The sequence below is a fragment of the Psychrobacter sp. CX90 genome (assembly GCF_057396305.2).
Genome location: NZ_CM182008.1, coordinates 778,277 through 794,380, shown reverse-complemented (window position 1 = coordinate 794,380; position 16,104 = coordinate 778,277). Strand labels below are relative to the sequence as shown.

Below are 16,104 nucleotides of genomic sequence, written 5' to 3'. Positions count from 1 at the left end.
TAATTTTAATAAATGGCTAGCTATGTAAAGAGATAGATAGCAGAGTCAATTAGAGAAACACTTAGAAACTATAATAAAATACTTTTTGTAGTTTGCGTAACCCAGTTATTAGAGCATTTAGTAGAGCCTAGAGCCTTAAAATTATTATTAAATATATTACTAAATATATAGTTACTTGACCATGATATTATATCAAACGCCTATTTCAAGACATATCAATTTCAGAACATATCAATCAATATATTTTTAATGAGAAACACTATTAGTCATTTGATTGTCAATAGGTGTAGAAGGTGTTACGTTTGCTACTTTATCTGTCATTAAAGAGGTATCTGAACTACTTTGCGTAGATGTAGATATTGTAGCTGATTCAGCAAGCGATGAATATGCGGCTAATGGCACTAAAATAGCCAAAGCGATACCGGTATGCTTTAGTAAAGTTGTCATGAAACGACGTTCATGAAAAGCATTATTTAAATCAGACATAATAGTATACCTCGTGTTATAGCGTCATCTATCTTAAATAGATTCTTCATATTTAAAAACTTAAGTCTTTTAAAATATAAGTCTTTTAAAATAAATGTTAACTTGAGAAAGTTCTCAAATCATATATTTTGATTAGTTGGTAATAGGTAGTAATGGTAATAGGTAGTAACTTAAAGCTAGTATAGCCTCCTCTACTTTCAGCACCATACAAATAATGTATATATAAGCAACGGTTTGTAAATAATGTGTATAAATATAAATTTTCAAATACGTATCTTTATTGATATTAGGGTCTGCTGAACCTTTAAACGTTTTCAGCAGGGATAAATCATATACGCTTTAAGTCATGAAATGACGTATACCTGCAACTTTATCGCCACCATGCTGCCGAACGGTTATTAAATCACTAGGGTCCAACCCCCCTAACCCAATCACGGGTACATGCATTGCTTCCGCAAGTTTTGCAAATTTTTCATATCCTAAAGGTTTATGATTAGGATGAGACTGAGTCACTGCGATTGGAGAGATAAAAGCACCAACGACTGGAGATAGAGCCTTTTCAATTCTTTGTTGAGCCAGTGCATTTGCGTGCTGAATACTTTCAACATCATGGCAACTTACCACAATCGGTAAGTTAAGTTGCTGACTGTCAAACTGAGATAAGGTTTTCTTATCCTTTACTAGCGTTGTCAATTGATTATGGGTAAGGTGCTGGGCAATAATCTGCTTAGGTAATCCCATACCATGTGCTGCCATTTTTTCGCTAAGAATTGCAGCCACATCTTTATTAATGATTAATTGTAAGTCCGGTCTTTTTTCTATTAAAGAAATGATAGCGTGTCGCTGTTGCTCCATAGTCGCCCGCTTGAGTCGAACATAAACACACCCTTTGTGAGGAAGCTTTTCTGAATGAAAGACTAACCATTGAGTTAATATATCATTGTCATTTAGAGATTGATAACCTTCAAATACAGCTAAGGCATCATTTGTTTTATCAAGATCATTATCGAAAACATTTAATGCGTTTAATAATAAGTCATACGTTATTACAATTGTATTAGGCAGCTTTAACCACTCTAAGATAGATTTGTTGGCATCCGGCAGCTTATATTGCCCCTCCACTAAGCTTTTTAAGCTAACCCATTTTAGAGTTTGCCCTTCACACCCTTCATTTTTTATTATCAGCTGTTGATACTGTTGCTGCGATAGCGTTACTCTGAACACATGCAAGCAAACCTTTTTTACCGACGTGATGTGATCGACTTTTTGTTCAACATAGGTGTGGTTTAGAACGCCTAGTTGATTGATGACATTTGTACTATCAATTATTAAACCAACTTCTTCCTTTACCTCTCTTATCAAAGCTTGATCAGGTCTTTCGTGAGCATCAATTTTACCTCCAACAAATTCATATCGATTGCCTTGATGTTGCTGACCATTTCTAAATCCCAGTAGATACTGATCATTATAGTGGATAACACCTATTGCTACGCTGATCGGCTTACCTTTACTATTTTTATACATTAGCAACCCCACTATGCAAAGATTTAAAGCGCAAAGAATGAAAGTGGATGAATTTAATTAAAAAAAAACTTGCAATGTTCAAGGTAATTGTGAATAATAAATATAAATGATAATTATTATCAAATAGAAAAAAGACTCAACTTGTGAATTGAATATATCTTATTAACGTTTTTCTTATTCAATTTTTATCATGCAGTCAATTTTCTTAGTAGATATAACCACAGTAGATCTAAAAGATGACTGGATAAAGTAATTATCATTGCAATTTCAAACATAGTTTAATCGAGTTTCCACTCACTTAAAACAGCAACTTCTTTTAAAAGGATTCAGCCATGTCTACTATTATTTCACGCTCACTACGTCTACGTGACAACCAGCTCCCTATGCTTCAGTCTCAGCATTTGTTTGCCTTAACAAAAGAGGTGAGAATTCAGCATGAGGGCGAGGAATATCGTTTAAGACTAACTAGAAACAACCGTCTTATCCTAACAAAGTAAATAGTGCTTAAACCACTTTCTTTTACACGCATCACGATATATAAAAAAAAGTACAGCTCCCACGAGTTGTACTTTTTTAATGCATCACTTATTCAATTTCAATATGAAATGATTTCAAATAAAACGATACCTTGCAGCGAATGATTGAGAAAACCATTACAGCTCTTACCTAGTAGGGCGTTTAATCATGACAAATTTTGCGCTAACGGCAATAAATTATCAATACATTAAACCTGTTAATAAAATCCATATTAACTAAGCGCGTATCAATTAAGTACATAGGGATTAAAACTGGAAGCTATAGACAAAATCAATCGCACTTTCTGCTGATGAGGTCGCCTCTACATAAATTCTATTAGTTAACTGGTAACGCAACGTTAAAACACTTTGGGCATTAAACACCCCGACACCATAACGTATATACAAGTCTGGTGTAATGTAACCCGTCACATTAACATTTGCATCTTTATCAGAGCCTGAAGCATCAATTGTCAGTCGCTGTAAACCTAAGGCATTACCTAATGTATTCGTTAAACTACGTGTGCCACTCAAGCCTAAACTTAAACCTGCCGCAGCTAGATGATTGGTTACCTCAGACTTAAAGCCCTCTTCACTTGTCTGCGTAGCGCCTGGGTTCGATATCCTACCTGTTATTAACGCATTCATCGCTTGCTGCTGTGTTAATCCTGCATCATTAAACACGACAATATTAGGATCTGAGGCGTTACCTTTAACTCTAACACCTACTGTCTGACCTTCAATTTTTTTAATTGCTTCAATACTCAGACGAGGATTCATGACATCGCCATTAAATCGAACTTGACCGTAGTTTAGCTCAAGATTTTGACCAAACGCATCGATATCACTTCGACGACTGACTTGGACAACGCCAAGTGCATTCATCACACCCTGACCTTTTTGAGTAACATGAATGGCACCGGCAAGGGGTAATACAGCGCCAAATCCGCGAAATTCAACATCGTTACCTAGGTCAATACCAATGTCAGCATTGATAGACCAAGGTTTAGATATCGCTAGAACTTCATCGATATTACCAATGAGACGACGATCTAATACCACCACATCACTAGATTTAGTAATGACATCCTCATTTGCTTCAGGTGGTCTTATTGTCGCCGTAGGCACTGACACAGCACCAACAATATTAACGTACTGCTGCTTAGGCTTAACAATGATATTGAGATCTGGGCTGACTTCCGCAAACAAAAGTGGTGGCTGGGTAAGTACTAAGCGCTCACCTTTTAAGCGTAACTTAGCTTGCAAATCCTGTTGCCAATTAATTGAACCTCCCAGACTACCCGTTCCCTCTCCACTCATAAAAGTGCCATCGAGGGTTGCACTCTGGCCGCGTATTTTTGCCTTAGCATTAATATTAGTTAGATTAACTGGTAAATCTAGTATTGAAACACTGGCATTTTTAAGGTTCGCGTCGCCAAAGAATACAGGGCTAGTTAGCGTTCCACCCAAGCCACCTGCCATCGTAATATTGCCTTTTAAGGTGCGCATACCCGGAAAGAATGGTTTGATGATCGCAAGATTAAACTCGTTTAACACCAATGCACCTGATATTGGTTTATCTTGTTTAAAAGGATCAACCACGATATCCGCGTATCCTCGTGCACCTGTACCACTATTTATATCTGTTCGTAACTTCAACCCATCCTCAAAAGACTTAACAATTAAAGAGACGCGTTTGTAAGGCAACGTTACCGATGTCACATCTTCTTGAGTCATGCCCACCTTACCATTATCGGAGTATAAAGTAGCATTAATTGAAGGGTTGCTACCCTGCTGCCATGCGATAACGGCTTTACCATTAAGCTTAGCTTGCCAACTTAAATCCTTGGGTAAAAATGGGGTAAATAACGTGGTATCTATCTGCTGTATGGCTAGATTTATCTGACCTTTATTGGCAGACGCAATCAATTTTTCACGTAAGCATAATTTGCCAGTTTGATCTGTTGCTTGCCAACAATGTGCCGCCAACTGAATTTGCGGTGAGTCTCCAGTAAAAGTGGCTATAAGCTGAGCTGGCTGGTTTTGTTTTAGAGATACATGATTGGTAGAAATATTACCATTACCAAGTACGCCGCTCCAGCGCCTAGCACTTCTCTCAAACCCACCTTTAACTATGGCCTTAATCCCTACTTCAGATGTACCTCGTCTGGTTGTGCCATTTAATGACAATGAATGATTTTGCTCAGTGCCACTGAATACCACCTGAATGTTATTAAAGTTAGTACTTGAAGCCTCCAGACCGTCTGCATTAATAACGAGTTTGCTGTTACTCTTAGCAAGATCGGCAATTTTTCCTTTAATTGAGCCGTTGCTTAGAACAAAATTTGGCAGAGTCACCTTTTTACCAATCAAATCAACATATAGTGTTGGCAATGATCTGCCATCTGGTTGAATAAGCGTTATACCACCCACCAAAGACCCTGTCAGGTTGTCTGAGAGTTGATATAAACTGCTAATATCAACCTTAGCTTGTAAACGGTCTGCATTACCATTGGCCACTATTTGATTATTCGACCATTTAACTAATAAATCATCCACCTTAAGCGTATCAATAAGCGCGTTCACTTGAGAGGCTTGCCCTTTAACATCTGCGGCTCTTAACGTTTTAAGATAAGCGTTCATATCTTTGGGTAGGTGCAAAATGGTATTTAAATTTCCTCTGGCAACAAGCGGTTTGCCCTTTAACTGACCATTTACTTCTAGTTGGCTTATTTGAATCCGTTGTTCCGAATCTTTCCAGCGACCAGTACTTACAACTCGACCTGTCAGACTACTAGGCATATCTTTAACAAAATAGCCCACATTAAACTGATCCATGACAGCATTTATATTCCATGCAATACCATCAGTAACATCCACTGTTCCCTTAGCAAGCAACTGACCCGCAGCGCCAATATGACTAAACTGACGTACTTTAATGGCTTTAGCATTACCACCAGCATCAATTATAAGTTTACCTTGTGGTAGAGTTGGTGTATCTACGCTACCATCAAATTTAATATTAAAGGCTTCTAGCACTCCATTGTCACGTTGATTTTTGGCTGTTTTTTTGTCACGCCATTGACCCGATGTGATTAAGTTTCCAGAAATAACACCTTCAGTTTTTGGAGTAAAAAAGCCAATATTTAGAGCGTTGGCATTCGCCTTAACATCCCATGCTACCCCATTAATAAGATTCACTTTTCCTGAGGCTATCAGTCTTCCCGCTTTACCTTCGTGATTGAATTTATTGATGGTTATGTTCTGTAAAGTGCCCTTAGCATCTACCTCATACTGACCTTTTGGAACTCCTTGTGAGCCTAGAGTCCCCTTATATCTTGCATCAAAATTTTCTAACTTACCTTCAATAATGTCAACTGCTGCATCTGCTATACCAGCCACTGTTACATAGCGATTTTCAGACACAGTCGCTTGGCGACTTCTGTTGTCGTTACGCTTATCTACGGCTTTACTGGATGAGCTAGGCGCAACTTGCGAGGTTAAAATGGCATTTAAATCAGCACCCTTGACAGTAATCATATGACGCTGTCCACTCAAAGTTTTCCCATTGACTTTTTTGCTGATATCAATGAACTGACCTTTAGCATCTATATTACCAACTAACCTTTTAACTGGCACATCTTTATTATAATCATTAAGTAGAAGCGCTTTAGTACGAGCCGTTATTTCCCAACTTAGTGGTTTATTTTTGCTGGCTAATAAGATATTGCCTTGTCCATTTAAATTGCCAATGACACCTTCATAGTCAAATGATCGAATATTGATTCGATTATTAACCTTACTCAATTTCAGCTTATAGTCTCCAACTGGGGCGGCATTAAGCTCATTGATTTTAGCATCTGCATCGACCCATATACGACTATCTCGGACGATAACATTTCCTCTTCCTACTGGACTATTTATATTACCAATACTTGGGACATTAAGACGGCGGTAATTCTGCCAACTACCCGTAATGAACCATGGTGCTTCAAACCTTGGATTCTTTGGCTGCTCGCCTCTCACTATCTTAGCGTTGATATGTTCGCCATCTCGTTGCTGTAAATCAGCATTCATCTGTAGCAAACCATCTTTGTTTTTGGTATACAATATAAACGCTAACTGACCATTAATTATTTTTGGAGCATAGGGCACAGCATCTTTTGGTACGAATGCTCTGATGTCAAAGTCACGGCCATTAGCCAATAGCTTGGCGGTAAAATCTTTCTCCCAATCTAATATACCTTTGACATTTACTCGACCTTCAGGGGTATCTGCTAATAGATGTTCAATATGCATCTTGCTATTATTTATATGCGCCCGGCCATGATATTCTCCAGTCGGTATATTTTCTGCAAGAATGCGACTTTTAATGCGTAAATCAATATCTGATATAACGCCAGAAGCCACTGCTAAGCCATTTTGTAATGTTATATTTTGGCTTTGAGCATAGGGTAATGTGGCTTCGTCCCATGTCAACTTAGCATCAAACGGAGCATTTTTATCCATGCCTTGTACCACAAACTCGCCATTGACATTGCTATCGTTGTATTTGCTACTGACTAATCCATGTGTACGTTTGAGACTACCCGATGCTTGGACTTTAAGTGGATCAATATAAATATTTTCGAAACTATCTAGCGTGACTGTGGCATCAAGATCTAACGGATAGTTATCATGTAAATCTATAAAACCAGTTAAGTCAGCAATATTAACCACGTCACTATATTGGAAGTGTCCATCTCCAACCTCTAATTTTGTACCTACCCAATTTAAGTCATCAGCAGAAACATCTGTTACCACGATAGGCTCATTACCAACTTGATTATAGGTAATGCTGTTGATACGTGCTCTATCAAATCGCAAATTAACAGGCAACTCTAACTTGTTGTATTCAAAAGGCTCACCTGTAGAGGGCTTACGATTGACAATTTCTATTTTATCAATTTCAGCATCTCTGAGATGCACCTCTTTCATAAAAATAGCACGCCAACCAATTTTTACGTAGGTGTTTAAAAAGTGAATATCTATGTCTTTATTGACACTTAAGGCAATATCTTTGACAACCAAACCATCACGCAGGTTCCCTCTTTCATATTCAATATCTACCCCTGTCTCTGAGATGATTTTCTCAACTATAAACTTAGTACCGCGTGGCGTGCCTGCCATGAAGTAAAAAACAATGCATATAATCAAAAATATGGCAACTAAAAATGCCAATAGCTTTAGTAAAAAGGATAACGGGTAATGGCGTTTTACTCGTTCTGCATCACGCTGAGCAGGATCTTCAGGTTTTTTAGGAGAGGGCGTTTGCGATAGGGTCATGGATAAAACAACTTTTTAAAATAATCATATTAAAGTGATCATAAAAACAAATAACAGTAAGTCAAATATTTATATAACCTAAACGACAATCTGCATTAAAATATATCGAGTATTGGCTAAGCTGATTGTCACGCTGATAAAGCAAAAAACTGCCCTATAGTAATGTATATTCAAACTTGGGGCAATGAAATCGGATAACGACACTTTGTCATATTAGTTTGGTTGCTATGCCAAACATCAGTAACCCTATGCTCCACGTTTCTACTCTTGATGAACCTGCTCAATATTTAGCGTTCTCGAACTATTGTAGAGGCGAACCAATAAAGAAGTGAAGACGCACTGGAATACTATCTTCTAACACACCAGCAGCTAAATCCAACCTAACCATACCAACCGGTGAGGCCCAGCGTACACCGACACCGACACCCAGCTTAGTATCGTTTGAAAAGTCAGTATCATAAGCATTACCAACATCAGCAAACACTGCCCCACGCAAACCAGGCTTGAATTCATAATTATACTCGGTACTACCTAATGCGAGAACTTGACCACCTGTAAGATATCCTTTTTCAAGAGGGGATAAACTATTGTAGTCATACCCTCTAATACTACGGTCTCCACCAGCGAAAAATCTGAGCATATAAGGTACATTATTAAAATCGTCAGCCCAAATATAGCCCCCCTCAATACTTCCGACAAGTTGGTGCCTATTATAATCGCCAAAGCTATAAACGCCATTTATTCCCGCTCTAGCAATGGCCATATTCGTATCCGTTACTACATTTTCCGAACCCGCTTCAATAGAATAAAACTGATGCCAGCCTTTAGTTGGGTTAGTCAAATCATCAGTAGATGTTTTGTCAATCGCATAACCCAATAATAGGGCTTGCTGATCAAACTGAGCACTCTCACGATTAAATGGGACCGGTAAGTCTGCTCTTTTAGTACCCTTAATACCACTTTCTAGTTCATCTAGACGATAGCGTACTGAATAAGTTCTGTTCCATCCTGAATCACTACGGATTTTACGCGCAAGCCCAGCTTCTATGGTATTGGTCAGTAGGTCTAAATTACCTTGACCTTGATTAGCGTCTTTTTGTACAAAGGATAGTCTTGCTGATAAGGTATCATCAAGCGGATGCTTCCATGGGCGTTTAGCATGAAGACTGATAGACTTGTTAATTTCAGATGCGCCCACTTCTATCCCTGCTTGATAACCATCACGATTAATAAGATTATGCTCAAGTCTTGCCACTGCCCTCACGCCTGTATCGGTGCCATAACCAATACCCAAATCAACATCTTTAGGCTTGTCTGCAGTAACGAAAACATATAGGGGTACCGCTTTGTTTTCAGCAACATCTTCGGACGTTTTGCGATTATCAAGCCTACTTTGAGCACCATTTGCTAATATTTGAGCATCAGATAAGTCGTCTTCATTATCAGGTAATATTTTCTCTACAGCATTACTAATAGCGTTACTTACTTTTCCTAACAGGCTTTTTGCATCTTCTTTTTCGGTATCTAGAACTCTATCATCAGGCAACTGAGACAAACGTTCAGCCTTAGTTTTAATTGCCTGTAACCGCTCGCTGGTTTGATCATCTATTGAATACTCAATAGGCTGCATTTCAGTGTCATCTTGCAGTGCGTTTGTGTCAGCTTGTTGATCAACTAAAACGCTTTTGTCTGTATCATTATCAATACCTACTCCATCATCAATATTATCTTGATTTTCAAACCCTAGTGTGGAATTGTTTGAGTCTAAAGTAACAGGCCTAACACTTTCAACGTTTACCGCATTAAAATAGCGGGTTTCAGATAAATTATTGGCAAAATCAGTAATCAAAGGGCGATAAAAATCATCGCCCTTTTCAAAGTCATACAACTGATGTAAAAGCTCGGGTTTAACTGGCAGTTTATCGGGGTCGGTGGTCAGCTTGCCTGCCTCTTTATCGATCGTATAAAATACGACTTCATCAAACTTATAACGCTTTCCAGTGTTGTAAATTAAGTCAACGTCTGCGGTGTTATCAGGCAATATGATATCTACTGATTTGTTCAACCATTGCGCATCAAAAAAACCAAAGTCTTCTGCAACAGTTTCTATATCTGATTTAGTTTTAATGTACTGCCCGTGGTTAAAAGTCGAAGCCTCTAAAGGGGCTGCATTCTCTGCAATTGACTGATATTCAGGCAGATCTGACCCATCACCACGAATGTCTACAATACGACTATTTACCTGCACAGGCTCACCAAGTTTGTTAATAATCACATTAACGTGGCTTTGATCAACACGTTCAAATCTCATATTTATGTCATAGTAACCAACTGCTTGGGCAGCATTAGTAGATACTTCCCGTAACTTAGGCATAGCTGCGGTAAAATCGCTGATAGATTCAATGGTAATGTTTTCCATTGCTGCTTTTATATTACTAGCAGGTTGCGAATCTTTATCTGCCTCAACTAATAATGGATTGCCAGATGAATCTTGCTTACGATTATCGGGGATAAAGACTTTAGCTTTAATTTTAGGTAAGCTTGCATACCCATCGTTAAATAAACGATTATATAAACCTTTAAAAAAGCCCGTTTCGTTTACGTCAGCCGTCTCTTTATTAGCTGATGTCACTGTAGTATCCGCTAAATTTTTAGCTGATGTTTCATCGTACTCAGGAAGATATTGATCTGGATCTATGCCAGCTGAGCTATCAGCGGCAGCTGAAATATTCGTATCTGACGATTCCTGACTGCCCTTTTTATTGGTTGGTTTTATACTCGCGTCTTTATGATTTATACTCTCATTTTCGCTATTTACTGCCACAATATCATCCAGACCCAGGGTTTTTCTATTATTGGGTTGAATAAGTCCTAAGTCGTCCGCCCCCCTATCCAGACCAATTGGTAATTCAGTAGAGTCGAGCGTAGCGACTGGCAAAGTGCTCTCCAAGTTATCAGACACTTCAATTTGAGCTAATGTCTGTTCAAGCTCTTCTGGGGTGCTGATACTTTGCTCATCAATGCCTAAAGACCCTTCAGCTTCACTATGTGAGATATCGCTGTCAGCTAAAGTATTGTCGAATTTTTGATTCATATTATCAGCGACATCTAAGTTAGTGCTATTACTTTGTACTGGACGTGGGCGGTTATCAAAGGACTCTAATACATTTGATTTTTTTGATACTAATGGATTATTTCCATTGACGTTTTTATTGGATATTGCGGGAGTATTTTTGATAGTAGAATCTTGCTTTGGTTTAGCTTGAGCAGCATTTTGTACTCGTGACGGCACTGGCGTGTTCAAGGTTTCACGCTTATAATCTTCTAAAACGCTTTCATCAATAAGACCTCTCTCAACCGCTTGCTTTAGCTTTAACGCAATCAATGCCTCTTCAAGTTGTTCTTGTTCTGTACTACTTGTCACAGCTGAAGCTAAACCATTGTTTCTATCAGCTTCTGTACGTTGAGTACCTTTGCCGATTTGTACATTACTATCGCTGTCACTGCTACTTTGTATTGTTTGACCATACGCATTCTGCTGGGCACATAGTTGCGCCATCAAACAAACCGACAAACTTAACGCCAGTCTTGAATATTTAAAAGAATTAGGGCGATGATTTTTAACTGACATTGACGTTAATTCTATTTGTCGTATCATTTCATTTTTTTGTTTAATCACAGTGTGTCTACCCATTTATTTAGACCTATTATTTAAACCAATTTAAATATAGCCTATTGAACAACGGCAATATATCAGATGACGTTTACGCATTTTAATACGCAATTAACAGCTATTAATACAGACATTTAACACAAGTTTGATAATTAGAGGTTATGATACCTCGACTCAAATGATTTGGCTGTTAATATTTAAATCTTATAGCAAATTTTATAAGTCGGCATCTTATACAAGATGACATTACAATAATGTAGTGTACTAACCTGACAAATCATCAGTTAGATAGCCATTAATGGTTTGGAAATCACCCTAGTCTACTGGCTAATTTAGTTATTAACGTCTTTAAAGGTTCATTTATCTTCTTCGTTAGCTTTTTAAAACCAGTTTATAATAGCCCCCATCAATTGTAATATATTTATAGGATAGGAAGCCAAATTATGGCATCTCAATTTAATCTATTTAAGCACCGCCGCTTCACACCCATGTTTTTTACTCAATTTTTAGGTGCGTTCAATGATAACTTTTTCAAACAAGCCTTATTATTGGTACTAACCTATTCAGCTGCTGCAAAGCTTGGTGCCTCAATAAGCTTACTCAATAATCTTGCAGCAATGCTATTTATTCTACCTTTCTTTTTATTTTCTGCGCTTGCTGGACAACTGGCGGATAAATACGAAAAGTCGCGTTTAACCTTCTATATAAAAGTGCTTGAAATCGTGATTATGTTAATTGCGGCTATTGGGCTGATCATGGAGTTATATTGGCTGTTATTTATTGCTCTTTTTTTGTTAGGCGCACAGTCTACTTTTTTTGGCCCAATTAAATACGCTTATCTTCCTCAAGCTATGCACAAAGAAGAGCTGGTTGGGGCTAATGGTTTATTTCAGACAGGAACATCCCTCTCAATTTTATTGGGTATGATTTTTGCGGGCATAATGACTCAAATGGATTATTATTTATATTGGGTCAGTGGCCTCATAATTTTGATCGCAGGTTTGGGGTTATTTAGCGCAAAGCTGGTCCCTATAACGCCTGCTGTACAGCCTAGTCTTAAAATTAACTGGAATATATTTACCACCAGTCTAGACACTGTAAAATATCTATATTCATTGCCATTACTTTTCTACATTATTCTAGGTAACAGTTGGTTTTGGTTTTATGGCGCCACCTTCTTAACACAAACGCCTGAGTTCAGCAAAGTCATTTTACACGGCAATGAATCGGTCGTGATATTCCTACTTACTTTATTTTCAATCGGGGTAGCGACAGGCTCATTACTTTGTAAGACGCTGACTAAAAATGAAGTCAGCTTTAAGCTATTACCATTTGGAATTTTAGGTTTAAGTGTTTTCGCTTTCGACCTGTATTTGTCGCTATCAAATTTAAACGTAGCCACTGATAGATTATTAAACCTTAGCGAGGTTAGTGCATTAGCGGGTAGTTGGCGAGTATTTACTGACTTATTCTTTTTAGGATTCAGTGGCGGTATATACATTGTTCCACTCTATGCATCGATGCAAGCTTATTCGCCTATTAGCCATCGTGCTAGAATTATTGGATCTAATAATATTTTTAATGCGATATTTATGGTTACGTCTGCAATATTTGCTATTGTAATTTTAAATCTATTTAAATTGTCTTTGCCACAACTATTTTTATTCACAGGCCTCCTAAATTTATTGTTCGGTATTTTTCTCTACTTTAAACTCAATAAACTTAAAGACACAATGACAATAAAAGATGACGGCTTTGCCCATTAATATATTAGGTAGATGTTGGCATAAGCTCGATTGCAATATAGGTTAAAAAACATACTATAAGTTTAAAAGCTTAATAAGCGCTTGAACCGTGTTTTTTATGTACTCAACTTTATAAAATCAACTATACGCGTAAAATATGCAGAAAAAAATGACAAAAAAAACCAATCTACGTCTTTTTAGAATATTAATCATAAAATTAGGCAGATTGGTAAGGATTTATTCTTGTTAATAATTTATAGATGAATAGTAGATATGAGTTTACCGCTAAATGTGAACCACCCTTTTGAAGCTACTCTTTAATTCTATTTACTTTTTTAGTAATAACATAAGCGATTGGAATAGAAATAATCAGTCCCACGATAACTGCGCCTATAATCTCCGGTATATCATCAAATCCTACCACCAGTGCGATAACCATCAAAACCCCTATCAATACGGTAGATGAAATAGACAAAATGATACTAAATAGCTGTAAGTTCATACTGTTTACCTTAAGTTAACTGTTGATATTGTATTTATACACTAATTCCACAAGTTTTTTAAGGGTTTTTAAAAATATACTCGCTATTCAGCAGTCGCTTTTTGTTCAAGTAACCCTGTCATTAAATTGCTATAATGTTAGTAATTGTGAAAACAGTCTGTTATTTTAACGCTTAATAGCTTAAAAACCTTATTTTTTAATTAACATGATGATGAGTTAACCCTGTTTTTACCGCACACGTTTTAACCACTCCTATACTAACCATATTATAAGTTTGACTCCACGAACCATTAAATCTGTCTTAGGTTTACTATGTCTCAAATTAGCTTGTTGCCTGTTCCTTATTATCAATTTTTTACAAATCCAGCAATTACCGATCTATCCCTCTACCATTATAAAACGGTTCCTAATAAGAGAATAAACTTCCACTATCCCTTTATTGTTATTAACCTTCAACTCATTGAGTTGCCATTAGAGGATATTGCTATTGTAGAAGCTAGCGATTATGAGGATCAGCAACCAAATACTCCTGTTATCTTTGCTGACACTCCTCCTTTTTTGGCTAAACAATTATTCTATTTAAATAACCTTCCTAATTTTGAGACTTGTATTTTTGTGCCCGCCATTCATAAAAAGACTGAAATCGACCCTAAAACTAAAGCCGATGTCTCAACACAAATGAGTGCTCAAAAATTAACTCAGCATCCATACCAGCCCGCCTTAGAGCCGCCTTCTCATGCGAATGATTTATCACAAAACAAATCGAAAAAAGATGACAATCCCCCTGGTCACTTGCAAGATGCGAAATCTAAACAAATTAGCAGAGATGGCTCATCTTTAAAGCCCCATGAGAATCAAACAATGACAAATGACTCGGCTGGTAGCACATATAGCATTGATAATTCTGATATATCTTCGATTGATTCAAATGATAAAACAAAGAAAGCTAAATTAGATGAGGGATTGAGTGGTGAAGAAAAAGAGCAGGAGGTTAAAGAAGCCCAGCTAGAGTCTTATAAACAGTTTTTAGCAACTCAGCAGAACCAAGTTAAAATTGATTATAAAGGTATACGTGTTCGTATTGAAGCAAACGCGATGCCGAGCCGCATGTATTTTATTATGAATGCCCTTTCTGCGATTATTGCCAGCTACGGTTTGGTTATCAACTCTTCAGCAGTCGTTATTGGTGCAATGTTGGTAGCTATGATGCTTGGCCCAATTACGGGAGTAGCACTGGCTTTAATTGATTATAGAACCCCATTCTTACGCAAATCTTTATTCACAGTTTTAGCAGGGGGCTTGATGGTGGTTAGCATAGGATTTATCGTTGGACTGTTACATCAAGATACCCCTTTAACCACTGAAATTCTATCGAGAACACAGCCTACTTCAATGGATCTGATGATTGCTTTAGCCGGTGGTACGGCGGGTGCTTACGCTATGATATCGCCGCACCTATCGGTGGCAGTGGTTGGAGTAGCGGTAGCCACTGCTCTAGTACCACCACTTGCTGCCAGTGGCATATTAATGGCGCATGGCGAAGGATCACTTGGTCTCGGTGCGCTACTTTTAGCCATAACAAACATAATTGCTATTCAATTTACCAATGCGCTGGTGCTTTGGTTTACTGGGTTTAGAAGGCTGGTTAAAGATGATTATAAAACCAGCACACTGATTGCTTTTTTTCGACGCAATACCGTTCCCCTAATACTTTTAGTGGGTATTGGTGGATATTTAACTTATAACTTTAATACGATTACAAAACAACAAAAGTTTGAAAATGAGGTTAAAAAAACCATTAATACCTACTTTGAACAAACTGGCAATATATTAACAACCGCACAGTTTGTTAATCATGATGATCATCAAACGGTGCGTGCTGTGATTCGCGGAGAAACCCAACCCTCAGTTGGTGATGCAAAAATTATTGAAAGCAAAGTAGACGATCTTATTAAACGATCCTATTCAGGTTTCAAGCCTGTCTTGATACAGATTCGTTATTTACCTGTCGTTGTGATCAATTCAAGCCCTTCTACCGAAGATAATATTAGCAATACAGATGCAAAAATTCTATCGCAAGAGTAAAAAGCAGTTTTATGAGGCCTTATCTTAATATGGGTCTTTAATCTTATATATATGGGTTTATGTATATCTTAGAGAGCTAGATTGCAACACCATCTTCAGGTAAGCATATAATAAAAAGTATGGTATAGACAAGCAGTCTCAGTGCAGTAAGCCGCTTGGCTATTAAGCTATCTAGCCATGTATCAAACTTGCAGAGATCAGCTTTAAATTAGTAATAAAGCTTTTATTATGTAACTCATGTTTAGCGTT

The 16,104-nt window shown here is 37.5% G+C and carries 8 protein-coding genes; 3 read left to right on the top strand and 5 right to left on the bottom strand.

Annotated elements, in window-relative coordinates; all coding sequences use genetic code 11:
• Positions 1-246 precede the first annotated feature (246 nt).
• Positions 247-447, bottom strand: a complete 201-nt coding sequence (locus AC2SLN_RS03180) for a hypothetical protein (protein WP_495057352.1) — start codon at positions 445-447, stop codon at positions 247-249.
• A gap of 378 nt (positions 448-825) precedes the next feature.
• A complete protein-coding gene (locus AC2SLN_RS03175) occupies positions 826-2,010 on the bottom strand; it encodes an NUDIX domain-containing protein (RefSeq protein ID WP_486548629.1) in 1,185 nt (394 codons plus the stop codon).
• Positions 2,011-2,342: 332 nt separating this feature from the next.
• On the opposite strand from AC2SLN_RS03175, the gene hemP reads away from it, so the two are divergent.
• A complete protein-coding gene (gene hemP / locus AC2SLN_RS03170) occupies positions 2,343-2,507 on the top strand; it encodes a hemin uptake protein HemP (protein WP_486529938.1) in 165 nt (54 codons plus the stop codon).
• A gap of 285 nt (positions 2,508-2,792) precedes the next feature.
• Here the strand turns inward: hemP and AC2SLN_RS03165 are convergent, their stop codons facing one another.
• Together AC2SLN_RS03165 and AC2SLN_RS03160 are read right to left on the bottom strand one after the other, a co-directional pair.
• Positions 2,793-7,850, bottom strand: a complete 5,058-nt coding sequence (locus tag AC2SLN_RS03165) for a translocation/assembly module TamB domain-containing protein (protein WP_486548630.1) — start codon at positions 7,848-7,850, stop codon at positions 2,793-2,795.
• 301 nt (positions 7,851-8,151) lie between these two features.
• On the bottom strand, positions 8,152-11,481 hold the full coding sequence (locus tag AC2SLN_RS03160; protein WP_495057351.1) for a BamA/TamA family outer membrane protein: 3,330 nt from the start codon (positions 11,479-11,481) through the stop codon (positions 8,152-8,154).
• A 485-nt stretch (positions 11,482-11,966) separates the two neighbouring features.
• On the opposite strand from AC2SLN_RS03160, the gene AC2SLN_RS03155 reads away from it, so the two are divergent.
• Positions 11,967-13,289: an MFS transporter gene (locus tag AC2SLN_RS03155; protein ID WP_486548632.1), complete on the top strand. Its 1,323-nt coding sequence runs from the start codon at positions 11,967-11,969 to the stop codon at positions 13,287-13,289.
• A 289-nt stretch (positions 13,290-13,578) separates the two neighbouring features.
• Here the strand turns inward: AC2SLN_RS03155 and AC2SLN_RS03150 are convergent, their stop codons facing one another.
• A complete protein-coding gene (locus tag AC2SLN_RS03150) occupies positions 13,579-13,770 on the bottom strand; it encodes a hypothetical protein (protein WP_486548633.1) in 192 nt (63 codons plus the stop codon).
• 312 nt (positions 13,771-14,082) lie between these two features.
• Between AC2SLN_RS03150 and AC2SLN_RS03145 the strand changes: the two genes are divergently transcribed.
• A complete protein-coding gene (locus tag AC2SLN_RS03145; RefSeq protein WP_486548634.1) occupies positions 14,083-15,855 on the top strand; it encodes a DUF389 domain-containing protein in 1,773 nt (590 codons plus the stop codon).
• Positions 15,856-16,104 lie beyond the last annotated feature (249 nt).

Bases quoted from the DNA above. Each gene is read 5' to 3' on its own strand.
- AC2SLN_RS03180 (WP_495057352.1), bottom strand. From the start codon at position 447: ATGACAACTTTACTAAAGCATACCGGTATCGCTTTGGCTATTTTAGTG.
- AC2SLN_RS03175 (WP_486548629.1), bottom strand. From the start codon at position 2,010: ATGTATAAAAATAGTAAAGGTAAGCCGATCAGCGTAGCAATAGGTGTT.
- hemP (WP_486529938.1), top strand. From the start codon at position 2,343: ATGTCTACTATTATTTCACGCTCACTACGTCTACGTGACAACCAGCTC.
- AC2SLN_RS03165 (WP_486548630.1), bottom strand. From the start codon at position 7,850: ATGACCCTATCGCAAACGCCCTCTCCTAAAAAACCTGAAGATCCTGCT.
- AC2SLN_RS03160 (WP_495057351.1), bottom strand. From the start codon at position 11,481: ATGTCAGTTAAAAATCATCGCCCTAATTCTTTTAAATATTCAAGACTG.
- AC2SLN_RS03155 (WP_486548632.1), top strand. From the start codon at position 11,967: ATGGCATCTCAATTTAATCTATTTAAGCACCGCCGCTTCACACCCATG.
- AC2SLN_RS03150 (WP_486548633.1), bottom strand. From the start codon at position 13,770: ATGAACTTACAGCTATTTAGTATCATTTTGTCTATTTCATCTACCGTA.
- AC2SLN_RS03145 (WP_486548634.1), top strand. From the start codon at position 14,083: ATGTCTCAAATTAGCTTGTTGCCTGTTCCTTATTATCAATTTTTTACA.